Origin of the sequence: Candidatus Nitrospira allomarina, from assembly GCF_032050975.1 — a bacterium.
Classification (GTDB): Bacteria; Nitrospirota; Nitrospiria; order Nitrospirales; family UBA8639; genus Nitrospira_E; species Nitrospira_E allomarina.
Map to the genome: position 1 here is coordinate 307,278 of NZ_CP116967.1, position 22,944 is coordinate 330,221.

At 49.6% G+C, this 22,944-nt stretch carries 16 protein-coding genes; all 16 read right to left on the reverse strand.

The window, feature by feature from the left end:
- Positions 1-236: 236 nt before the first annotated feature.
- The 16 genes from folE to PP769_RS01425 all read right to left on the reverse strand — a co-directional run bounded on the left by folE (position 237) and on the right by PP769_RS01425 (position 22,832).
- The gene (folE, locus tag PP769_RS01350) at positions 237-890 is read right to left on the reverse strand and encodes a GTP cyclohydrolase I FolE (protein WP_312644250.1); all 654 of its coding nucleotides are present in this window, start codon (positions 888-890) and stop codon (positions 237-239) included.
- Entirely contained in the window at positions 890-1,351 is a 462-nt protein-coding gene (locus PP769_RS01355; protein WP_312644252.1) for a 6-carboxytetrahydropterin synthase, read from the reverse strand. Before PP769_RS01355 ends, folE begins: the two co-directional genes overlap by 1 nt.
- A gap of 105 nt (positions 1,352-1,456) precedes the next feature.
- Positions 1,457-1,783 carry a 2Fe-2S iron-sulfur cluster-binding protein gene (locus PP769_RS01360; protein ID WP_312644254.1) on the reverse strand — a complete coding sequence of 109 codons (327 nt, stop codon included), beginning with the start codon at positions 1,781-1,783 and terminating at the stop codon, positions 1,457-1,459.
- Positions 1,784-1,792: 9 nt separating this feature from the next.
- Complete coding sequence (nuoF, locus tag PP769_RS01365; protein ID WP_312644256.1) at positions 1,793-3,088, reverse strand: NADH-quinone oxidoreductase subunit NuoF; 1,296 nt, start codon at positions 3,086-3,088, stop codon at positions 1,793-1,795.
- Positions 3,089-3,361: 273 nt separating this feature from the next.
- A complete protein-coding gene (gene mdh, locus PP769_RS01370; RefSeq protein ID WP_312644258.1) occupies positions 3,362-4,309 on the reverse strand; it encodes a malate dehydrogenase in 948 nt (315 codons plus the stop codon).
- A 42-nt stretch (positions 4,310-4,351) separates the two neighbouring features.
- Entirely contained in the window at positions 4,352-4,762 is a 411-nt protein-coding gene (locus tag PP769_RS01375; protein WP_312644260.1) for a hypothetical protein, read from the reverse strand.
- A 17-nt stretch (positions 4,763-4,779) separates the two neighbouring features.
- Complete coding sequence (locus tag PP769_RS01380) at positions 4,780-7,875, reverse strand: nitric oxide reductase activation protein NorD (RefSeq protein ID WP_312644262.1); 3,096 nt, start codon at positions 7,873-7,875, stop codon at positions 4,780-4,782.
- Positions 7,876-8,039: 164 nt separating this feature from the next.
- Positions 8,040-8,366, reverse strand: a complete 327-nt coding sequence (locus PP769_RS01385) for a DUF167 domain-containing protein (RefSeq protein WP_312644264.1) — start codon at positions 8,364-8,366, stop codon at positions 8,040-8,042.
- Positions 8,367-9,050: 684 nt separating this feature from the next.
- Positions 9,051-9,839, reverse strand: a complete 789-nt coding sequence (locus PP769_RS01390) for an energy-coupling factor transporter transmembrane component T family protein (RefSeq protein ID WP_312644266.1) — start codon at positions 9,837-9,839, stop codon at positions 9,051-9,053.
- Positions 9,840-9,916: 77 nt separating this feature from the next.
- The gene (locus tag PP769_RS01395; protein WP_312644268.1) at positions 9,917-12,331 is read right to left on the reverse strand and encodes an energy-coupling factor transporter ATPase; all 2,415 of its coding nucleotides are present in this window, start codon (positions 12,329-12,331) and stop codon (positions 9,917-9,919) included.
- A 255-nt stretch (positions 12,332-12,586) separates the two neighbouring features.
- The gene (locus tag PP769_RS01400) at positions 12,587-14,143 is read right to left on the reverse strand and encodes a bifunctional metallophosphatase/5'-nucleotidase (protein WP_312644271.1); all 1,557 of its coding nucleotides are present in this window, start codon (positions 14,141-14,143) and stop codon (positions 12,587-12,589) included.
- 49 nt (positions 14,144-14,192) lie between these two features.
- Positions 14,193-15,419: an SUMF1/EgtB/PvdO family nonheme iron enzyme gene (locus PP769_RS01405; RefSeq protein WP_312644275.1), complete on the reverse strand. Its 1,227-nt coding sequence runs from the start codon at positions 15,417-15,419 to the stop codon at positions 14,193-14,195.
- Positions 15,420-15,690: 271 nt separating this feature from the next.
- Positions 15,691-16,980: a 4Fe-4S dicluster domain-containing protein gene (locus PP769_RS01410; protein WP_312644280.1), complete on the reverse strand. Its 1,290-nt coding sequence runs from the start codon at positions 16,978-16,980 to the stop codon at positions 15,691-15,693.
- Between the two features lie 57 nt (positions 16,981-17,037).
- Positions 17,038-17,454, reverse strand: a complete 417-nt coding sequence (locus PP769_RS01415) for a response regulator (RefSeq protein ID WP_312644282.1) — start codon at positions 17,452-17,454, stop codon at positions 17,038-17,040.
- A 173-nt stretch (positions 17,455-17,627) separates the two neighbouring features.
- Positions 17,628-21,065, reverse strand: a complete 3,438-nt coding sequence (locus PP769_RS01420; protein WP_312644284.1) for a molybdopterin-dependent oxidoreductase — start codon at positions 21,063-21,065, stop codon at positions 17,628-17,630.
- A gap of 843 nt (positions 21,066-21,908) precedes the next feature.
- Positions 21,909-22,832 carry a carboxypeptidase-like regulatory domain-containing protein gene (locus tag PP769_RS01425; RefSeq protein WP_312644286.1) on the reverse strand — a complete coding sequence of 308 codons (924 nt, stop codon included), beginning with the start codon at positions 22,830-22,832 and terminating at the stop codon, positions 21,909-21,911.
- Positions 22,833-22,944 lie beyond the last annotated feature (112 nt).

Genomic DNA, 22,944 nt, shown 5'->3' on the forward strand with positions numbered 1-22,944 from the left:
CTAACGGAAAGGAAATTGAGGGGAAATCAAAAAGAGGCTCTACTGTCCCAGACCAAATACAAAAAGAAAAATAAGGATGAGGCCGGCGCCTCCTGCGCGACATGCCCTTCCGTGGGAACACCTATGAAAACTTAATAATGTCGCATTAAACCTGATTCCACTATTAGAATCAAATATCTAGAAAAGTCCTGCCATCAGCTATTTTTGAACGGGAAAAATAAAATGGATGGAACAATCTAATCGCCGTCGCATCCGCGCTGGCGAATGAGCTTAAGAAATTCGTCACGGGTTTGTTCTTGTTTGCGAAATACACCAAGCATTTCACTGGTGACCGCCACGGTATTCTGCCTTTCTACTCCACGCATACTCATACAAAGATGGCGGGCTTCCATGACAACACCCACCCCACGCGGCTTGAGCTTCGTGTGAAGGGTGTGGGCAATCTGGACCGTCAACCGTTCCTGGACTTGCAGACGACGACTAAAGGCATCGACAATTCGTGGGATTTTGCTCAAGCCCACCACGTGCTTATTGGGAATATACCCGATATGACATTTCCCAAAAAACGGTAGAAGGTGATGCTCACAGAGGCTAAAAAAATCGATATCGCGCACGATGACCATCTCATCATATACGATAGGGAACAGAGCCCCATTCAATAATTCATCGATATCTTGTTGATAGCCTTTGGTAAGGAAGGCCATGGACTTGGCTACCCGCTTGGGCGTATCGGTTAAACCATGCCGTTGGGGATTTTCACCCAAATTTTCCAGTAGCTGCTTTACAATGATTTCCAGATTCGCGAGATTGGGCATTCGGACTGGCTGGCTATTGTCTGGATCGACCGCCCGTGACTTGACAGCTGAGGGTCGCTTCGTCTTACTCGGCATTACTTCTCCTTTATCCCGTTTCTGTTAGAAGATTCACTGGGCACTCTTGGAGCACCCATATATTCAAAGAAGTTATCTCTGGTTTCGATTACCCCAATTTTCTCCAAATGCCCTGAAGGAATCTGATCAACCAGGAGATCCCAAATTAAACGCGCTAAATTTTCACCAGTTGTCGTAACTTGTGCAAAGGCGGGATCAAAATTGAGATGTTGATGATCAAAACGATCGATTATCTTGTCCTTGACGAGTTGGTCCAAGGCGTCCACGTTTGTGATCAACCCTGTGCGCATATCCAATTCTCCGGCCACCGTCACAAGAACCGTATAATTATGCCCATGCCCGTTCAGATTATTACATTTTCCAAAAATCTTTTTATTGGTTTCCTCTGGCAATTGATCAGTATGAAGACGATGGGCGGCGCAAAACCGATAGGTTCTGGTGATGGACGATGCAGTCGGCATAGCAGTCGGTCTCAGCATTCTTTTACATTGCAGGGCATGTTTTGAACAATACGGCTGTGGTGGGTACCCTCACTCCCTCCCTTTATTCTTGGACAAAGGGCAAGGTTACGCAGATCGTTCAACTTCGGCCTCACCCCATTTTTCTTCGGGGACTTGTACAATCACATCCCCTAACACTCGAGCCTGACACCCTAACCGATGGTAAGGCTCGGTCAGTGCTTCCCGATCGAGCAAATCCTGCTCGTCAAAATCGATATCAGAAAGATTCCCTTCGCCCGCAATCACATCCACCCGGCAGGTCGTGCAGGAGGCGTTGCCCCCACAATCATGATTCAATGGGAACCCGAGTTGCTCCGCGACTTCTAAGAGAGAAAGACCTTCAGGAACTTCGCCAGACTTCCCTTCCGGATGAAGAAATGTTACGCGAGGCATAAAGTCTCCTTACTCAACGCCAACTGTAACCGGTTTGAACGGACATCGCCCCAGGCGAATATGGTCTTCGAATTCGTGACGAAACAGGCGTAGACTATTTTGTACCAACACCGCAGCTCCGGTCACCAGAGTGCAAAATCCCGTGCCTTTGACAAATCCACAAATTTGCAACAGTTTAGCCAGATCGCGCTCCTCTCCTGATCCATCTTCGATTTTTCTCATTAAGATCGCTAATTCCTGGGTACCAATCCGGCAAGGTGGACATTGCCCACAACTTTCCCGCTCAAAAAATCCGGAAAACTTGAGCGTTTGCTCCACCATACACGTGGCATCATCGACAATAATAACGCCGGCAGACCCTAATCCAGTGCCGGCTTTCTTAAGCGAATCAAAATCCATGGGTAATTCCAATTGATCCGCCCCTACCATGGAAAAGGACGGCCCACCGGGAAACACGGCTTTGACACCATGTCCGTTCGGCACGCCCTGCCCACAGACCTCAATCAGATGTCGGATGGGAGTGCCCAACGGCAGTTCATACACACCGGGCCGATTCACAGCTCCACTGAGCGAAAACAACATCGTCCCTGGAGTAGTACTGGTTCCGACCTGACGAAACCATTCTGGTCCGTTCCGCAAGAGTTGGGGAATATTCGACAGCGTTTCAACATTATTAACCAATGTCGGCTTGCCATGCAGTCCAAACTCCGTGGGATAAAATGGTGGCTTTTGCTTAGGCTGAGCTGGACGACCCTGCATCGATTCCAACATCGCAGTTTCTTCACCCGCCACGTAACTGCCATATCCATCAAAAATTTCAATATCCAGTGTGAGACCTGTGCCAAGAAAATTCTTTCCTAATAAGCCCTGCTCTGTGGCTTTCTCCTTAGCTCGCTCAAAGATGGCTCGCTCTTCGGAAAATTCATGATTTAAATAGATATACGCCGCCTTCGCTCCAACGGTATACGCCGCAATCAGGCATCCTTCGAGAAGTTGGTGAGGATGATGTCGAAGCAAATACCGATCTTTGAACGTCCCAGGTTCATGCTCCCCGGCATTGCAGACAAAATATCGCTCTTTGACACGATGATTGACCACCTTGTCCCATTTCAGTCCGGTAGGAAATCCAGCGCCACCCCGTCCTCGCAGATGAGCCTCTTTCAATTGTGCGATTATGGCATGCGGATCATTCTTCGTGACACACTGAACCCAAGCTTCATACCCGCCTCGCTGGCGGTACGCCTCTATGTCCCCTGGTTCACCCTTTACCTCCCGCAACACCCGAGGTGCGAATGCGTTATCCACCGAAGCCCCCTTGATCAATGGTTTGGACCCACTTGTGTTTTCCTATTATGTTCAACATTTGTACGATAGTCTTTTTTTTACAAATCCCTTCCTCGAAAAACCAAATTTCCTTCCATATTCCTAAAGAAAATCAGGCGTCAAGGCGGGTTCAGCGTACGAGCACTACCCACTATACGAATGGGTCGCTAAAGTCGTCAAGGTAACAAAAGAACCAGAAGGCATGTCTATTTAGTGAAGAAAAAATGGGCAAGTTCGTCATGCCATTTATAACAATTAGAGGGTCTTTTTCATCATCTGATCAACATGACTGCACAATTCCTTAACGGCTTCGGCTGAAACCTTCAGAGCCGCGTGTTCCTCAGGGGTGAGCGCATATTCAATAATCTCTTCCGCTCCGCCTGCCCCTAGTTTCACCGGCACACCCAGAAAGAGGTCGTTAAAACCATATTCCCCAGCGCATAACGCCGCACAGGGAAGGATTTTCTTTTGATCTTTAGAGATAGCTTCAACCATTTCTACGACTGAGGCAGCCGGGGCATAATAGGCACTTCCTGTCTTGAGTAGATTGACGATTTCGATTCCTCCCTCGCGGGTCCGCTTGATCAGGGCCTCTAATGCCTCTGCCGATAACCATTCGGTCACCGGCCTCCCCGCCACCGTGGTATATCGGTTCAAGGGCACCATCGAATCGCCATGCCCTCCCAGGACCATCGCATGAATATTTTCGACCGAAACCTGCAAGGCTTCCGCTATAAAGGACCGGAATCGGGCCGAATCCAACACCCCCGCCATCCCAATGACCCGGTTCCTGGGAAACCCACTCACTCGATGCGCAACGTGTGTCATCACATCAAGAGGGTTGGAGACAATAATGAGAATGGCATCAGGAGAACGTTTAGCCGTCTCACGGACCACGGCTGACACAATATTGGTATTGGTTTCCAATAACTCATCCCGGCTCATTCCCGGCCGGCGAGGCACGCCTGATGTGACCACCACAACGTCAGAATCTTTGGTCGCCTCATACTGATTCGTCCCTGCCACGGCGGAATCGTAGGCACAGATTGGACCGGCTTCGAGCAAATCCAAGGCTTTGCCTTGCGGCAGACCTTCGACGATATCGACCAGCACAATGTCGTACCAATTTTTTTCTGCCAACCGCTGGGCGATGGATCCCCCAACATTTCCAGCCCCCACCACAGTCACTTTGATACGGCTCATGAAACCACCCATCCCTTTGAAGAGGTCGCCAGCCATATGGAATCAATCATCGTCATGGCTCGTCCACCCTGCGACTTTAAAGTTGATCGTACACACAAAATTGTCCCCATCATAAAAATTCACCTTGATTTTTTTCTTTCCATATTCCCGACTCAAGAACTCTTCCGGATGGTCGATAAACTCCTGGTAGGTTCCCGCCTCATAACCTCCCAATTCCTTGAACGCGACAATCATGCCGACCTTGACCTCCTGTAACATTTTAGTCGAGCAGCGAGGAAAGATTTCCCAAAATTTTTCACGGATATCATCTTGAGTTGGCTCGAACCGTTCTCCGTCCTCCTGCCGATCTTTCCGGTCAAACTTCGCCTGCCGTCGGACGTAGGGGTATTGATGGCCGGTAAACAACTTATAGAGCCACGGTGGCACATCAGATTGTGAAGGTAAACTGGTCATACATCTCCCATATCCGCTCATCTGGCCGTAAGCCGTTGATAAATTTTCGGCAATTTCATCGGAAGTGATTCGACTTCATCGACGACCACATATCCAATCTCCCCATACATCCGTTTCACATAATCGGTGGGCGCTTGGTCAATGGTAATGCAGAAGGGATGGACGCCTTGAAGACGCGCTTCACGAAGAGCCATTTTGGTGTCTTCCAGGGAATATTCATCCGCATAGTCATCATCTAATGGTTTCCCATCACTAATCAGGATGAGAAGCCGGACTTTCGCCGCTTGCTGTTTCAACCGCTGCGTCGCATGTCGTATCGCGGCGCCATCACGGTTCTGCTGTTTGGAAGTTACTCCGCTGATTTTCAAACCGACACGCCCTCCAGGTCGTTGGTCAAAATCTTTCAACACGTGAATGTCCACCGATTGCCGGGATTGCCCGGAAAAGCCATATATCGCGTATTGATCGCCAATCGCAGACAACGCTTCTGAGAGCAGGAGCAAGCCTTCCTTTTCAATGTCAATGACGGGACGCGCTCGAGTTCCAATCTGCCGTCCGGTCGACCCGCTCATATCCACCAGAAATGCCACCGCAACCTGTCGATCACGTTTTTGTCTGGTGGCATACACCTGATCAGAAGAGTCGTTTCCTTGGCGTCGATCAACCATCCAATTCACCAAGGCATCCAAATCAATGTCCTCCCCATGTGATTGGCGCCCCATTCGACGAAAAGCTTCCGGACGAATCGCTTCAAAATAACGGCGGATGAGTCGCACCATCGGGCCATATGTTTGAAACGTTGCATCTACAAAGTCTGGTGACCCTTCACGGCCTGCCTGTTCAATCACACGACACCATTGGGGTCGATAGTCACGGACCGTCCCATCCCACTCTTCATACAGATACTCTCCCTCACGGAGACGAGCCCCCTGTTGTCCATCGCTTGGACGAAACGTAGGTTGAAACCACTGCTGCATAGGTGATTCACCAAAGGTTGGTTTCTTCGGATCTTGCGAAGGATCGGGTTGGTGAGGAGATCGACGATCAGATTGGCTGGGTGTATCTCCCCCAGTATTTTGCCCCATTGTGGCAATTTGATCCAGTTGCCCTCCTGTCTCCTCTTTCGACGACTGTTCTCCCTCTTCCCCTCCTTTGACGTGGTCTGGATTGAGAATGCCCCGATATCCCCAGTTACTCAAAGGCTGATACCCCTCTTCTAAGTGTTCAGCCGCCTCAGGTTGGCCGCCTGAGTCAGAAACCCCGGAAGTATTCGAAAAGGGTTCAAGGTCTTGCTCTTGGTTGTGCTTTTCCAGGGTTCCAATCCGGCGTTCCAATTCCTGGTAGAGCCGGTCGGCAAGTTCAACAGATTCATCGACGGTCGCGGTGGGGTGTAAGATTGTTCGGGCAATCTGCCAGATTTCATCAATCACCTCTTGAAGACCCGGACGAGTGAATTCCTCCTTGGTGAACCCTGCAAACAGCAACAACAATGCGTCCAGCACAATCTCACGAGCCGTCATCCCATGGGAAAGCGTGCGGAGCTCCATGGCCTCCTTAGTCAAAGACGTCAAATCCTCCTGTAATCCTGGGTATTCATGACGGAGCAAAAAGTCAATTCGAGCATCCTCCACAATTTCCCACAAATCCCGGATAATCTCGGGTTGAGGGTAGCGTTGAAAGAGATTTCCTAATGTGTGGATGCCTCTGTTGGGGCTCAGAACTTCTTCGTGGTATCGGGTCTGCACCCGGGTAGCCACACGCTGCAATGCTTCGGTCGAGAGTGCATACGTTCCAAATTCCACGTGCCCAACTTCATGAGCGACCATGACCGTATACCATCGTCGGTTTCCTTCACGGGTCTCTGATCGCCTCATGACCAGAGGAAGATATACCGTTTTTCCGTCCGCGCTCACCTGAGCTTTCCCAGAGACAGGACTCGTGGACATGTGACTGGCACCGATTGAACCTCCGCCCTCCGGGAGCCCCTCTATGGCCATATCCTCTCCACACAACGCCCTGGCAAACATTTTCAACGATCTGGCGACCTGACGAAGCGACACGCCACTCATTGCCTGCTCTACGGCTGCACAGGCCTGCCGCGTTTCCAGACCAAAAAAGGCTCGTCCAGCCTCAACACTATACTCAAGGGCCTCCATCCCCTGACCAAACCACGCATCAAACACACCGGAATCGTCTTCCTTGCCGGCCAAGACGACCACCTCGGGAACCTGAGTAAAGTACGCGAGAGTAGCCTCGGGATCCCGATCCGCCACAAGAAGGCCGAATTTCAAGATTCGAATCTTCCACTCGACCGTCGAGACCCTAGCCAAAAATTCTGGAGCCTTCGCCAAAAAAACTACCGCCTGTTCGGGAGATTGATCTGCGAGGTTCGTACCTAGGTCAATGACCCCTTGCTTGACATTCTCATCATGGATCTCAAGAAACAAACTTGGACTGGCACGAAAAAACTCCAAGGTTCCAATGTAATCAGGCTTTCCAAGACTGTTTTGAACCATGAGTTTCATGCCAAACCCAATCCAGGACCTTGCCGATCTCAACGGAATAGCTTTAGCAATGGAGGGACACTCCCGGAAAAATTCATTTCCTAATACATAATTCCATTCGGCTAGCTCCATCCCTAGTCGAGCCCATTCCCGAAACTCAGGAAAGGCAATCTCCCCGCACAATTGGGGAAGGACCTTGAACCATTCATACGCACATTGTGGAGCGGACTCATTTGACCCATCGGCCAACTCCAAGACATGGACCAATAATTCGTCCCGATTCGACTCTTTTTCCAGAAATCCGAAAATCATAGGGCTTTCTTTGAAATATCGAAGACCGAGTGCGCCAGATGCCTGAGCGAATGTTATCCCTAAATCCAACCACGGAATGGCACTGTCTAAGCATTTTTTTCGATACACCTCACCAAGAGCCCATACGGCTTCACCCTGTATTTTTGAGGAAATCTCTTTTAATTCAATGAGTAACTCTAGAACAGGCACCCGCAGACGAGGGTCCGCGAGTTGTTCATCGAGACCATGCGCCGTAGTCGCATCAAGTCGGTCGACCAATAACTCATGAAGTTCATCTTTTGGGGTAAAGGAAGACATGTAATTGATTATTAACCGAGGGGGTTAAATGGGAACAAGAAAGGTTCTTACCCAGCACAATCCCATACCGCATTGTAACCACAACTACGGCTGGGCATTATAAAAGTGACTTCAAGTGTTGTAAACTCACCTAACATTCTGCAGATTCTTTTATCCTCCATTACTCATGGATGTTCAGAATTTTTCAAGGATAGGCTTTCAGTCAGGACTGCTGCTACATCGGATAAGGTTTTCCCTTCAATAAAAATTCGCTTCTGTCTTGAACTAAATCCGGATTTCAGCTGCACATATTGGCGCGGAATACCAAAAAGTCGTGCCAAAAATCGACACAATTCCGCATTGGCCTGACCATCTACCGGCGGAGACGCTATGCGAATCTTCAAGGCTTCCCCATGGAGCCCAACAATCTCCGCTTTTGACGCTCGTGGCTGAATATAAATACGGATTTCCATACCTTCTGATTTTTCTATCAGGCACCTGGCCCATTCCATGTAAAATTTCCTATAACCAATACAAATAATTGAGCTTTTTTTGTGGGAGAAAACAACTGATTCGATAGAGATAAACGAAAAACAATATCACATAAATAGCAATAACATTATAACTTTCAATACCTTATGTCAGGATACAAGACCTTGACATGAACCCAGTTGGTGAGTAAAATATTTTTATAATGATAACGGTTATCATTTTCGAAAGGAAAATCATTCAGTAACGGATTTTTTATGTTCATCTGTATCTGCAAAGGTATCAAAGAATCGGATGTCCGTGAACTTGGGCAGGCAGGTGTTACTTGTCCCCTAAAGCTTGCCGACGCCCTCGAACTTAATGACAAACGGCAGTGCTGTGGTCGTTGCATCAAAAAAATATCAAAGTTTGTCGCACTTGCTGAAGAAGAAACGTCCTGCCGACATACCCCCATGGTAAGTTAGAGGTTTCCGTTCCTAACCACCTCACACCCGATTCCCTAATTCCTTCTCAGGTCTATCACTTAGCCTCTCCTTAAGAAAAGCATCGTCCCCTAAATATTTTGGGGGAACCAATCTTTCCAGGGTCAACCTTTTCCAGCCAAATTTTGCCGCATCTCAAAATGGATGAGAGGACTCGTTTTGTTGTTCTTGCCTAAGAGAAGAGCAAGTGGATACGCCCGGCGAAATGATGCAGATCTCGAATTCTTAAAATCTCACATGAAGCGTTCCAATGCCCTGCCAACGCAAGCAGATGCCTACCACGACCAAAATCAGCATCACACTCATGACCGCGTAGTCTTGGATACCCAATTTCCCCGTAGAGTAAAAATGCCGTGTCGCTAAGGGATGGAACCCTTTGGATTCTAAAGACATGGCCAGAAGATTTGTTTGACGAAGGGCATGTCCAATCAATGGGATCACCAGAGGTACATACTTACGAATGCGTTGCAGAATTCCGCCCGTCGACACATCTAATCCGCGTGAGCGCTGCGCTTGAACCACGCCCGCCCCTGCTCCCAGCAGCATTCCCACCCACCGAAACGCAAGTGAAAAAACAAACCCTGCCCGTGAAGGAAGCCCTAATTGTTGAGAGGCCTGCGCGAGTTCTTCAACCGACATCGTCGAAAGTAGCCAAATTCCAGCCCAGAGCATAATTAACAATCGCAAGCCCATGCCTAAGCCAACCATGACGCCTTCCCAGGTCACTCCAAGTGCATGCAAGAGGGGTACAGGTGTCACACCTTCGACAAAGAAAGGCCAGAGCACCACGCTATAAACAAAGAGGAGAACCGTCAGCATCCACATTTTCCTCACATTAGCCCACGCGCCAGACAAGGCTAACCCGCTCATTACGAATCCAAATAGTACCAGCAAGTAGAACGGATCCGAAAAACAGAGAGCTAGCCCAAACACCCCAAGCACCGTCAGAACTTTGGTGCGTCCGTCTAACCGGTGTATCCGCGAATTCCGGGAAAGATACAAGGAAACAATCATCTGTATTTACCAGGCCCTAGGAATCTCACGCACCCCAAACACGCTCTCTATTATCTGAAAAGTATCGGCCACAAGTTTTATGGAAAATCTGGTCTACAAGAAGCCTTCACTTCTTCCACCGTTAGCAAGGTCTGTCCCCATCGTTGACTAAAGCGAGAAATGGCCGGAATCTCTAATGATGCGGATTGGATCAAGCCCGGATCAGCAAAAACTTCACGGGGGGTCCCATCAGCAAGAATTCTCCCGTTGTGAATTAACAAACAGCGCCTGGCATAGGCGGCAACAAGTCCCATCGAATGGGTGATCATCACAATCGTATGCCCCTGTTGGTTCAATCGACAAATCATCGCCATCATCCGGTCAGTTTCATCAGGATCAAGACCTGTCGTCGGCTCATCCACAATTAACACAGCCGGTCTGGTAGCCAACACGGATGCGACCGCAATCCGCTGTCGCTCTCCTTTTCTTAGGGAAAACGGATCTAAGTCTCGGCTTCCTTCAAATGGCAATCCCACAGCAGCCAGCGATTCTTGCACCCGATCGACAATCTCATCGCTTGTGCAACCCATATTCTTCGCGCTGAAGGCAACTTCTTCCCAGACAGTATCCGCGAAAATTTGATGATCAGGATTCTGAAACACTAATCCGACTCGCCTCGCCAATTCATTCATCGATGTGGTGCGGGTATCCATTCCGTCCACAACAATGGTGCCGTGTGTCGGAATCAAGAGGCCATTGAGCAATCGTGCAAGCGTACTTTTCCCGGATCCATTCTGACCCAGCAAAGCCAGAAAGTCTCCTGGACGGATGGTAAATGACACCTCATCCAGGACCATCTGTTCTTCATACCGGAAAGAAATATTGTCAACCTGAATCAAGGGCAAAGCCATGGTTGATTTTCTCTCCGGCAGATGACCCAAACGAATCGAGTCATCCAAGACCGCCGCCGGAGGAGACAGACGAAGATTTAATACCTCAGCCTGGGTCCAGGCCTCCTCGACTGAAATAGGCGAGTGTTCCACGCCCCATTCTTCAAAACATTCTGTCAGGGGGAAGGGTCGAAGACCATAATTCCGCATCAACCGAGGCTGTCGCAACAAGGCTTCTGGTTTTCCCTCCCAGACGATTTGCTCCTGATCCAAAACTAGAACCCGATCTGCTTGCAAAAGATAGCCATCATCATGCTCCGTCATAAGCACAGTAATCCCGTCTTGTCGAATATTTCGTAAAACCTCCCGCAATTGTGCTCGCCCTGCCGGATCATAATCCGAACCGGGTTCATCTAAGACCAACAGCGCCGGCTCCTGCACGAGCACAGAAGCCATCACCAGACGCTGCCTCTGGCCACCGGACATTCTCATGGGATCACGATGGGCACAATCGCCCAACCCGATTTGACTGAGGGCATGGACGACCCGCCGTCTGACCTCGTCCGAAGAAAGCAGGGGGTCACGGTATTCCAATGGATGAAGCAGTTCCCCCTCAACGGTCGTCGCTACAAGTTGCGTATCAAAATCCTGAAACACCATGCCGACCCGTCCGGCCTGTTTCCACACGGGGTCATCCACAGTTCCACGTCCCTTCACCCGGAATGTTCCGGAGAAAATCCCATGAATCATGTGAGGAATGAGACCATTACAGGCATAGCATAATGTGGATTTGCCACTTCCACTTCTGCCTAACAGAACGACGAGTTCCCCAGAAGCCAGAGAAAAGGAAACATTCCGGAGAACCGGCGCTGAACCCGAGGCGTATTGGAAGGAAAGTCCACGACAGTCCACAATAGCGTCGTCGAGATGGTCATTCGCCTTCTCGCTCGCCATCGATTCATATGACCGCAGAGTTTGGGAAGGATGAAAATGGGAAGAATCTGATTCTCGAATATCTTCATAACGTAATCGCCACCGTTGCACCCTCGGATAGAGAAAACCCAATAATGGAGGACCGAGGAACAAGCCCATTACCACATTATTAAGAAATATCGCTGGAGCGAGAATAACGAAGGGTAACAACCCCAACCACTCCACTCCCCACGCAATCATTCCGGCACAAGCAGCTGAAGCAATCACACATACCACGCCATATTCCATCATCTGACGCCAAGATTTTCCCAAAGGCGGATGCCCGGAGGAGAACCACCCCAAATGCCCCCACAATACGTACGGAAGATACCCAAAAATAAAATTGCCTAATAATCCAAAGAAACTTGCCGGCCCCAGGGTGCCGAAACAATCTCCGATGACATTGCCAATACCTGCACCCCAGGCGGCGGCGGGACCAAACAACAGCGATGCGACTATGGGAATAGCATTCGCCGGGCGTAATTCCACAAAACCAGGAACAATCGGAATGCCGGCTTTAAAGGGAATAAGAATCGCCGCATAAATTGCAGCAATCTGAGCCGTTAGAACAATCTGCCTGGTATCCCGCCAGACAGCCAACAAGTCAGACCACCATCTTCGTGAATCGCGAGCATCTTGAGGAAGAGTCATGAATATACGAAAAGTTCCTAAGACGGGAGGTATGCAGATGACTGATGAATCATGAATATTTTAACTGTTGATCCAAATATGGATTTCGAAGCGACATGTAAAAAGAAAAAGAAGGAGGCAACGCCTCAATCATGTAGACAGAAGGAGAGTACGCGGGGAATATACGACCGGCCAATGAGCTGCGTCCTTACATGGCGAAGCGCTCGAACGTGTTGACCTGAAGCCGCTCAACGAAGACAAGGAGCGCCATGGACGTCATTTTTCTTCGTACCCAATCATGAACACCATACGATGATCAGCCTTCGCATAGAGCGGACCTTCAGCTAAGGCATTCAGCAACAGATCCCTAAGGGGAATTTGATGATCCGTTCGGTGTGTGACGTGAGTCAACATCTCATAGCCATCCCCGCCGTCAGCCACAAATGCGTCCGTCGCCACGGTATAGGTTTTGGAAATATCCAACGGCACACCTCCAACCATAATACTGCTCACACGAGACCCGACAGGAGCCTTTCCTTGATACGTGACCTGGAGACCGGAAATCTGGAAGAACCGGCCAGAATGATTCGGCCATTGGCTCACACTATGCTCTAAAACCTCACGAAGCATTGCTCCCGTCACATGGAGGGTCACAAGAGCGGAATCAAAGGGCAGTACCGACAGCACATCGCCAAGTGTTACCGGACCGGGTTCCACACTTCGGCGGATCTGTCCGGCATTAATCAAGGCGATATCCGTGCCCAACGTGTTTCGCATCTGATCGGCCAACAAATTGCCTAGATTGGCTTCCTGGGTCCTGATAACCGGTCGATCGCCCTGGAGCCGCACCGACGCCTCCCCCAACACCTGGGTGGCATGCCAGGCAAACCGCTGTCGATATTCATTTAAAAGTTGTTGGACCTTTGGCTCTACTGGAACCGCCACCGTCACTGGAATATTAGAGGAACGCGCCTGGACCACCGATCCGTCTGAAATCGTCAGATCTAAACGCCCGATTGTTCGTCCCTGACGATAGGTTTTCACATACACCGATCGGGGTCGGGTCATGGTTTCAACGGGCTCCAATAACCCGGGAGCATACAAGCCGTCAAACCCTTCGGTATGTCCACCGATGAGCACATCCACCCCCTCAACGGTCTCCAGAATTTTTAAGTCTTCTTCACTATCCTGATGCGTGAGGGCAATGATCAGATCAACATTGCCTTCCATTCGTAAACGCAGGGCCTCCGCTTGAAGAGAGTCAATCGGATCCACCAACGATAATTCCTTTGCCACATCCCGGTTAAAAGTCCCAGGAAAATTACTTTTCCCGACAATACCTAAGACCCCGACAACCACATTCCCCAGGCGAGTGACAACCGAGCGGCGGCAAGGCAGGAGCGATCGTTCAGACTGAAGATTCGTGCATAAAATTGGGAAATCGGCCAACTCGACCAATGTGCGAAGATGGTCTATTCCATAATCAAAATCATGATTTCCAGCCACCATCGCGTCATAGCGGATCAGATTCATGGCCAGAATATCCGGTTCACCGCGAAACCAGGAAGACAAAGCCGTTCCAATAAGGATATCCCCGGAATCCAGCAACAAAACGGGCCTGCCTTCTCGCCGAACTTCTTCGACAATTGTGCCTCGCCTGGCCAACCCCCCAATTTTTGTCTCCCCGGCTTGATCAAGCGGAAGCGCAACCCCGTGATGTTCACTCGAATGCAAAATCACCAACCTGTCAGTCGCGTGGGCGGGATTCCCCCAGAGAATCAAGATAAGGAGGACATGCCCCCAATAGCCTGCGCTTTGTAGTATTGGTCGCATAGAACGGTTCAATTCAGAACCCAACACGGTGGGGGATCAGCGTCATGCATTAGGATTGCACACAACGAAACCCAATATGCGCATAAGGGTAACTTTGTCGAAACCAATTTCGAAATGACCGGCGCAAGAGCCGGCTTGGGGTATGAGGACCACCACCTTTCACCACATAATGATCCTGGTCAAAAAATCTGGCCGAATAGCCAGGGTAGGTGGGTAAGGGTGAAAAACCATGAAAAGGATGAAAAAGGGTCGATGTCCATTCCCAGCCGTTCCCCACCATTTGAGCCACGCCAAAACCATTGCGCTCATAAGACTGGCTGGTAACCGGAACGGGATCCCAAAATTGAGAATCAACATTTATGTTTTGAAACATTGACGCTTCATCACCCCAGGAAAAGCGCCGTTCAATACCAGCCGGAGTGCCAAAGGCTGCGCGATGAAATTGTGCCTCGGTCGGGAGAGTCATCCCGACCCAATTTGCATACGCTTGCGCCTGTCGATGCGTCACATACACCGGCCAAGATTTCGGTAAAGGGATCTCTTGAAACATTGTTCGCACATACCAGGCATCCCCTCGTTTGACCCAAAAGGCCGAAGGTTCCCCACCATCCTGGACAAATCGCAAATATTGTTGGTTCGTCACTTTATACCGGCTGATTAAAAACCCAGGAACACCCACTTCATGTTGGGTGAATTCGTTGTCCCAGCCAAATCCCTCGTCCGGCTTCATCCCCAAGGTCGCAATCCCTTCCGGGACTTCTATCATCTCATCCTTGACCGTTTCATCTGATATTGAAAAAGATGAGACGGAAGAAAAATCGGATGGGGGATTCTTGTACTTCGAATCCAAATGGTGCAGTAAATAGGCATTGGTTTCAGCATGCATTAGACGATGTTCAACCGCCATATGAACAATCCATTCTGGAACAGATGTCAACAGGCGATCCACTTCTTCCCGAGCACGAGAATTGTATTGGTACACCTCATTGACCGTTGGCCAATCGGAGGCTTGGTCAACGGGAAAGCTTCCAAGAGAAGGATCAATACCGGCTTCAAATAATTGATCAAATGATTCATGAAATGATGGCATGCCCAATGTCCACCGACCAATCTGATTCCAGTCAAAAGCCTCAAGATGTCCCAAATAAAAAATTAAGCGGTTTCGCTCAGGAATGGGACGCTCATACATTGCCTCGGCACTCATACAAGAAAATAATTTGTCAGTGCGTAACCTGGCCGACTCCAGTTCTTTCTGCAATTGTGGCAATTGCGACATTGCGCCTCCTCAACCGAGATACAGCTAATAATGTCCCAGCAAACTACTTTCACAAGCTTCTTTGACTCACCAAACTAACTATACCAACTCATCTCCCCCTAGAAAAGTTCAATAAACGAGAATCAGAATTTCAACCAAAATGAGAAAAATCTTTTCATTAGTACCCTTCCTTTCTCCCAAAAACCTATTCCATGAGGCAAATACGCAAAAAAAAAGCAGGGGGCGACGCATGTCGCCCCCTGCTCTTCGGGTTCCCCTCTGGGCTCCCTGCTTACAGCCAGTTCACCCGCTCGGCCGGGCGGATGTAAATCGGCTCTTCCACTTGCTGCCGCACCGCTTCCTTGCCCGATTTGTTGAACCCCAACACCGTGTCGTTGTACATCTCAAACTTCCGCCCATGGATTTGGGTTTCAAACACTTTCGGCCCCGGAATCACGTCATACCGGAAGATGATCTGTTGGCTCGCCCGCCACAACTGCAGCACCGCCAACAACTCCCGGCTCGGCACCAGATACTTCTCAATCGCATTATCTACCCCCGGCCCGAACATCTGCCGGATGTAGCCCCGCGGCGCCTGCCGCGGTGGGATGTAAAACCCGTTGGGTTCCGTGCCCCATTGCGGATACAACGGCAACGCCACTTGTTCCACCCGGATGGCATAGTACAACGGATTCCAGCGATCTTCCGCCCAGAGCCCGTCATCGCCCACCTTCACCAACCCTTGCAGCCGGATTTTGCCCACGCACGCCGCCATACACCGCGTCTCCATCGGCTCGCCCCCCGTTAAGGGGTCTTTGCCTTCCACCCGCGGATAGCACGCAATACACTTCTCACTCACCCGCGTCGTCCCCCGGTACATCGGCTTTTTAAACGGGCATTGCTCCACACACTTCTTGTACCCCCGGCACCGGTTCTGGTCGATCAACACAATCCCGTCTTCCGGCCGCTTGTAGATGGCCTTCCGCGGACACGCCGCCAGACACCCCGGATACGTACAGTGGTTACAGATGCGTTGCAGATAGAAGAAGTACGTCTCATGCTCCGGCAAGCTGCTGCCTTGCATTTTCCACGGCTCTTCTTTCGTGAACCCCGTCTTATCCACCCCTTCCACGATCGCCCGCATCGAGGTCGCCGTATCTTCATAGATATTCACAAACCGCCATTCCTGGTCGGTCGGGATATAGCCAATGGCGGCCTGCCCGATCTTGGCGCCCGCATCAAAGATCGTCATTCCTTCAAACACCCCATATGGCGCATGGTGTTTGCGGCCCACCCGCACGTTCCACACCTGCCCGCCCGGATTGACCTGCTCAATCAACTGCGTGATCTTCACATCGTAGAACTGCGGATAGCCCCCGTACGGCTTCGTTTCCACGTTGTTCCACCACATGTATTCCTGCCCTTTGCTGAACAGCCACGTCGACTTGTCCGCCATCGAGCAGGTTTGGCACGCCAAACACCGGTTGATGTTAAAGACAAACGCAAACTGCCATTTCGGATGCCGCTCCTCATACGGATACAGCATCTTTCGTCCTAACTGCCAGTTATACACTTCAGGCATTGTCGTCCTCCGTTTCAGTGAAAATTTCGGGGCTGCCCAGGCAGCATCGGCCAACCATCAGGTTGGCAACCCCCCGGTATCAACCCAATTTAACTGTCGCATTTTTCTTACAGCCATCGCTTCATTCACGATAGAACCTAACACACTCAGATCTATCGTTTTGAGCAAGACTTCGCAGCGCCCTAGTTGTTTCACGGCCTGCAAGTCCACCAGGCCTTCATACGCCGTAAAAATTACGGTAGGAGTGGATGAAACTTTTCTCACTGCCCGCACGGTTTCCACCCCATTCATCCCACCCATTTTATAATCCACCAAGATCACATCAGGTTCATCCCTATTATCTCTTAAAAATTCCATCAAGGCCTCTCCCGAATCAAAGGCACGTACCGTGCATTCCAACCGAGAAAGTTTTTTCGCAATGTTTGAGCGAATCACCTCATCATCATCCACCACAAATACATAGGGTTTGCTCACCGACAGGTCCTGGTAATTGGTTGTGATTTACATCGATCTCAACTGTCATAGCATCCTCCAAAGGATAATCACCGTAAGATTCGCCACGTAAGTAGAAGGAGGCTGGGGGAGGTATTCGCAATGTTTCTTTCTAGACGGCAATCAAGAAAAAAAACCCCCAGCCTCCAACTCACCTACACTTTGATCTTAATATGATCACCCTTCAGCCATTTGATCATGAACTCATTTTCCTGACCTGGCGTAAACCCGGTCCGGACCGGTTCCCACGGCCCCCGTCCGCCAATGCCACCATCCTCCGCTTTCGTGATCCGGATGAGACATTCCTTTGGCGTCGTATTGACCGCATGATGATCAATCGCAAAACCCCATTTAAATTTCCAGGCAACTGGATGTTTGCCCGGCAACGAGTCGGTTTGATGCATCGGCATCAGCCAACTGCGGGTAAAGGACTGCTGCGCTCCATACCGGAAGTTCGATTGATAGCCGGTATCCAGTGCAATCGCCCGTCCGTCCGGCCGCGTTTCATGCCCCTTCACCGACTTCGCCGTCGACACGAATGGCGCATGTTTGGCCATCGTGACATGGTACGGGAAGGCCGGGTTATACTTCGCCCGGATCATCAACCGTGCCACCTTGTAATAGGGGTCGCTGGGCTTCCAGCCACGATACGGCCGGTCCACCGGGTTCCCATCCACGTAGACATAGTCCCCGTCGTTGATGCCGCGATCTTTGGCCGCTGATGGGTTGATATGGATTTGATGTTCACCCACCCCCGGTGTCCGCTTATCCATCCGATAGGCATCGCCAAAGTTGGACTCATACATCTGCACCCAGTCATTCACCGACCATTGGCTATGCACCCGATGCCGGGTCTTCGGCGTCACGCAATAGAACTGATACCCCTTCTCCCAAAGCGGATTGGCGTATCGTTTAATTTCCGCCCATGGCAACTTGATGTTGCGGACGGTTTTGTCGTCATGATGTTGCGCCGTGATCGGCACACCATAGTCATCCGGCCGGATATACGGATTGGATGACATGATCGCATTCGGCAAGTAAGGAGTGGCCTCTGGCCCTTCACGATGAACAATGAAGTTTTCCCCATACTCAATGGCTTCCGGCTCCACTCGGTAGGTCTCCACGCGTCCGCTGCGGGTCCACATCGGTTTCGATTCGTTGGTCTCTTCCCAGAATGGATGTCGAGGATAGGTCCTGGTCATCACCATCCAGCCCTTTTCCGATTTCAACATCGTGTCCGCGTTATACCCATAGGAACAGTTACCGGCATCCAACAATCGTTGGAGGTACACGTCCACGCGATTGTCATACACAAATTTGAAGTAATCGCGGAACCGGCCATCCCCCGTCATTTCGGTGAGTTTGGCCGCGACGCCCGCCACCGTATCCAAATCGTTCCGCGTGTCATACAACGGCCGGATACCGCCTTTCCATACTTGGAACCATGGATTCGACACCGTCGCCGTATGCTCAGGATAGGTAAACTCCATCCAGGTATTCACGGCAAACGACACATCAAAATGGTTGACATCCGAGGTCATTTCCACTTCTTGATGCACGAGACATTCATTATGCGGATCCACGTTCTTGACCATGTCATAATGGTGCTTCGAATTATTCAACACATTCACGTTGGCCACCCACCGGAATTTGCTCGGCGTCGGCATATGTGTCTTTCCGGTAAACACCCGTCGGCCATACTTGGGCGTATTCACAATCAAGGCCGTATCACCGTGGTTCCAATATCCGACTTCTTCGCCATAGTAGTAACTTCTGGTTTTTATTTCTTTTCCATGAGCATTGGGGTCCGTCGTGATCTTGAACGGATCCTCTCCGGTATGCACAGCAAGACCGGATCCTGACCAGGGCGTAGCCGCCCACGTACCCGCTTTGTAATTTCCAGACCAGGTATGGCAACCGCTTCCGAATTTACCCATATTTCCGGAATAAATGAGCGTCAATGCCGCCGCACGACCGTTTTGGGTCATGTGGAAGTAATGGCACACACCTTCTCCGTTATGAATGGCGGCCGGTTTGACCGTACCCATATCTCGCGCCCACCGAACGATCAGATCTTTCGGCGACCGACAGATTTGATGGACAGTATCCAAATCATAGTCTTGCAGATGGACTTGATACATTTGGAAAATCGGCATCACGTCCACTTCCCGGCCGGTAAGCAACCGAACCCGATGAGTCCCCGTCAACGCCGGATCAATGCCACTCTTCTTGAAATGCCAACCCACCAATTCACGATGAATGGGTACCGCTTGATTTTTATTCAGATCCCAAACCATGATTCCCCCTAACCTGGCGATTTCCGCCGGTTTCAGGGTCTGCACTTTACCCGAATAGGTATTGGTAAAATCAGGGAACTGGTAATCTTTAATCACATCACGCGGATCTAAATACTGAAGGGTATCGGTACGAACCAGCAGCGGCATATCGGTGTTAGCTCGCACGAAATCAGCATCGAACAAACCCTCATCCACGATCATTTTGCAGGCCCCTAAAAAGAAGGACCCATCTGACTCGGGACGAATGGGAATCCAGTAGTCGGCTCGATATGCCGTCGGATTGTATTCCGGAGTAATGACAGCAATTCGCGCACCTCGCTCAATAGACTCAAGCTTCCAGTGGGCTTCTGGCATCTTGTTTTCGACGAAGTTTTTACCCCAACTGGTATTGAATTTACAGAACCGCATATCACTCAAATCGATATCGCAATTTTGAGTCCCATTCCACCAGGGCTGGGAAGGATCCTGGTCGCCGTGCCAGGTATAGTTATTCCAGTATCGTCCTCCTTGAGCATTTTCAGGCCCAACTTTTCTGACGTAGGAATCCAATAAAGCCCCGCAGCCGCCATTCATCCGGGTGATGCCCATTTTCCCAATGATACCCAAAACAGGCATACCGGCCCGGAATTTAAATGACCGGACTCCAGAGCCTTTCATCATTTCAATCATCTCCGGTGGATAGCCTTGCTCACGCAGTTTGCGCGCCCCATATTCTCCGCTATACCGGTTGGCGATGATGATCATAGCCTTAGCCAAATAGGTAAACGCCGTATCCCAGGACACCCGCAACATGTCGTCCAAATACCGCGCATTAAACTTGTATTTCGTCTGAATAGCAGGAGTGAACTCCGGGCTTCCGTCATCCATCCATTGCTTCCACCCTCGACGCATCAAGGGCCCCTTTAAACGGTATGGACCATACACCCGACGATGCATCGTAAACCCCTTCAAGCACATACGGGGGTTGTGCGCAAACGTCCCACGGTTGCCGTAGAGATCTTCATATGTTTGATGGTCATAATTTTGCTCAACACGCATCACGACCCCGTTCCGCACAAAGGCACGAATGCGGCAGGCATGGGTATCGTTGGGGGAACAGCACCAGGTAAACGAACTGTCATAGCGATATTGATCGTGGTAGACCCGCTCCCATGAACGGTCAGGATATTCACCAAGGGGGTTACCCACTTCAATGACTGGCTGCAGGGCGGTTAGGGCCAGCGCCTTATCGGCAAGTGCGACTGCCGCCACAGTCCCCGCAGAAACTTTCAAGAATTGACGTCTAGAAAGAAACATTAAAAGACCTCCTTTTTTTTAAAAAAACTCATTACGGATAGCCATAATTAATTAAAGATTTCCGTAATTGGACTTCAACCCAGACCTGCTTGCACCTCCTTTCTTACCATCCCGATTCAACCAATAATGAACGAACACTGATCTCCAGTGTCACCACATTCATCCTCACTCTTGAATAGCAATCTTTAGTCCAAACAATTGTTCTTACCAAATTTTTCTTAACTCATTGAAAACGAGAGGTTAATTGAAGTTGCTGCTGGTTATGAAAAACTAAGCCGGCCACGAAAAATATCGCGGAATGCTCGCGAAGCATCGAAATTTCAATGGCCGGGATTTTTGCACATGCTTTTCAGTCGTCCTTTTTATTGCAAAAAAAACATGGAAAGTTCATCTATCTCAAATTGGAATTCTGACAACCCAACCGTTCCAAGCAGATCTCATCTGCCTGCGTACTTGCCCATCGAAACGCTTCTGCGGGACTCGGCACAAAATATGACTTCAGTTTGGTGTATTAAAAAATAATGTAGGACTGAAGAACAAAATGGGGTATGCGAAATTTAATGGCAGGAACATCTTTGAGAAACGAGGGGGCTAAAAAAGCAAATGAATCATGCCAATAAGAATAACCTATAAGTTTCTAGCGTGAGGGTAAAAACCCAACTAAGGCCAAAGGGATATGGTTCAATCGGTACTTTACCTATTGCAATCAGATTCCGTTCTGAGAATTCCGGATTTGGAAGAAGAAATCAGCGCGAATAAAGAAATGACTCAGCTCAAAAGATTCCCACTCTCAGAAACAGAAGTATCCCGTGAACCTATATAATGACCTCTTCATGGTGTTTGTTATGAGGGATGTTGAAGACGAAGTGAAGGAATGATGACTTCTTCCCCTAATAGTCCCAGTCCAAAATGGGGGTTTTCTTGAATTTCATGAACGCTGCGGCGACCCACGGGGGATTGATATTCAAAAATCACAGAAATTGTACCATTTGGTTTGATTGTCACCTTACGTTCTAAGTATTTTTTCATACCTGCATGCCAGACCGTTAACGAATAGGTCCCTGGCGGGATGTCGGTTATCTCAAACCGGCCATCCTCGCTCGTTATCGAATAATAGGGATTGTCTACCACGACTCCCCAGGAAAACATATAGGGATGAAAACCGCATTGCATCACAAAAATATTCCGGTCCTTCTGCAAATGAATTTTTTCGACCATAGGTTTGCCGGGTAAATGATTATGGCTATTCAACAAATCTAATACCTTATGAAAGGGATTCATTGGGAGAGGACGGTTGAACAAAACCCGGGCTCCTCGATCACGGGCCGTCTCATATCCTTGAATATCATGCTCCACCGGATCCATATTAATGACCGTCAGTTCATCCTGATCCTTCAACACATTGACAAATGGGAGAAAATCACAATCCTTCGCTTCGATTGTCACCTTTGGCAACTCAAAGGCTTTTCCTTTTTCAATACCCCTGAGCATCACGATAGCGTCCATCAACGAGCCCTGAGGTCCAAGAATAAAATCTTCAACAATACGCCATCCTGTTCCAGTAGAAATTCGCCCACAAAATACCGGATCCGGTATTGTGACCAAATTAAATGCCATGGATTTAGGTATCCCGCCAGCCAAAATCACCTGCCCACGAATCGAACCTCCCTGTTCAACCTTGCTTTCTTCATAGGCCCATACCGGGATAATCCAGGCTCCCAAAATACCTAAAACCACCCCGATAATTTTCATCACCTTACTTCTCATTCAGTCCTCCGCTACCATTCCTTATCCATAGAGTGTTTAAGGACTGGTTCCTTGCGTTCATCAAAATCAAGTCACAATCTGATGTGACCAGCACGGGGAAGCCCAACATCAG

Excerpts from the sequence above, each read along its gene's own strand:
- folE (WP_312644250.1), bottom strand. The coding sequence starts at position 890 with ATGCCGAGTAAGACGAAGCGACCCTCAGCTGTCAAGTCACGGGCGGTC.
- PP769_RS01355 (WP_312644252.1), bottom strand. The coding sequence starts at position 1,351 with ATGCCGACTGCATCGTCCATCACCAGAACCTATCGGTTTTGCGCCGCC.
- PP769_RS01360 (WP_312644254.1), bottom strand. The coding sequence starts at position 1,783 with ATGCCTCGCGTAACATTTCTTCATCCGGAAGGGAAGTCTGGCGAAGTT.
- mdh (WP_312644258.1), bottom strand. The coding sequence starts at position 4,309 with ATGAGCCGTATCAAAGTGACTGTGGTGGGGGCTGGAAATGTTGGGGGA.
- PP769_RS01375 (WP_312644260.1), bottom strand. The coding sequence starts at position 4,762 with ATGACCAGTTTACCTTCACAATCTGATGTGCCACCGTGGCTCTATAAG.
- PP769_RS01380 (WP_312644262.1), bottom strand. The coding sequence starts at position 7,875 with ATGTCTTCCTTTACCCCAAAAGATGAACTTCATGAGTTATTGGTCGAC.
- PP769_RS01385 (WP_312644264.1), bottom strand. The coding sequence starts at position 8,366 with ATGGAATGGGCCAGGTGCCTGATAGAAAAATCAGAAGGTATGGAAATC.
- PP769_RS01390 (WP_312644266.1), bottom strand. The coding sequence starts at position 9,839 with ATGATTGTTTCCTTGTATCTTTCCCGGAATTCGCGGATACACCGGTTA.
- PP769_RS01395 (WP_312644268.1), bottom strand. The coding sequence starts at position 12,331 with ATGACTCTTCCTCAAGATGCTCGCGATTCACGAAGATGGTGGTCTGAC.
- PP769_RS01400 (WP_312644271.1), bottom strand. The coding sequence starts at position 14,143 with ATGCGACCAATACTACAAAGCGCAGGCTATTGGGGGCATGTCCTCCTT.
- PP769_RS01405 (WP_312644275.1), bottom strand. The coding sequence starts at position 15,419 with ATGTCGCAATTGCCACAATTGCAGAAAGAACTGGAGTCGGCCAGGTTA.
- PP769_RS01410 (WP_312644280.1), bottom strand. The coding sequence starts at position 16,980 with ATGCCTGAAGTGTATAACTGGCAGTTAGGACGAAAGATGCTGTATCCG.
- PP769_RS01420 (WP_312644284.1), bottom strand. The coding sequence starts at position 21,065 with ATGTTTCTTTCTAGACGTCAATTCTTGAAAGTTTCTGCGGGGACTGTG.
- PP769_RS01425 (WP_312644286.1), bottom strand. The coding sequence starts at position 22,832 with ATGAGAAGTAAGGTGATGAAAATTATCGGGGTGGTTTTAGGTATTTTG.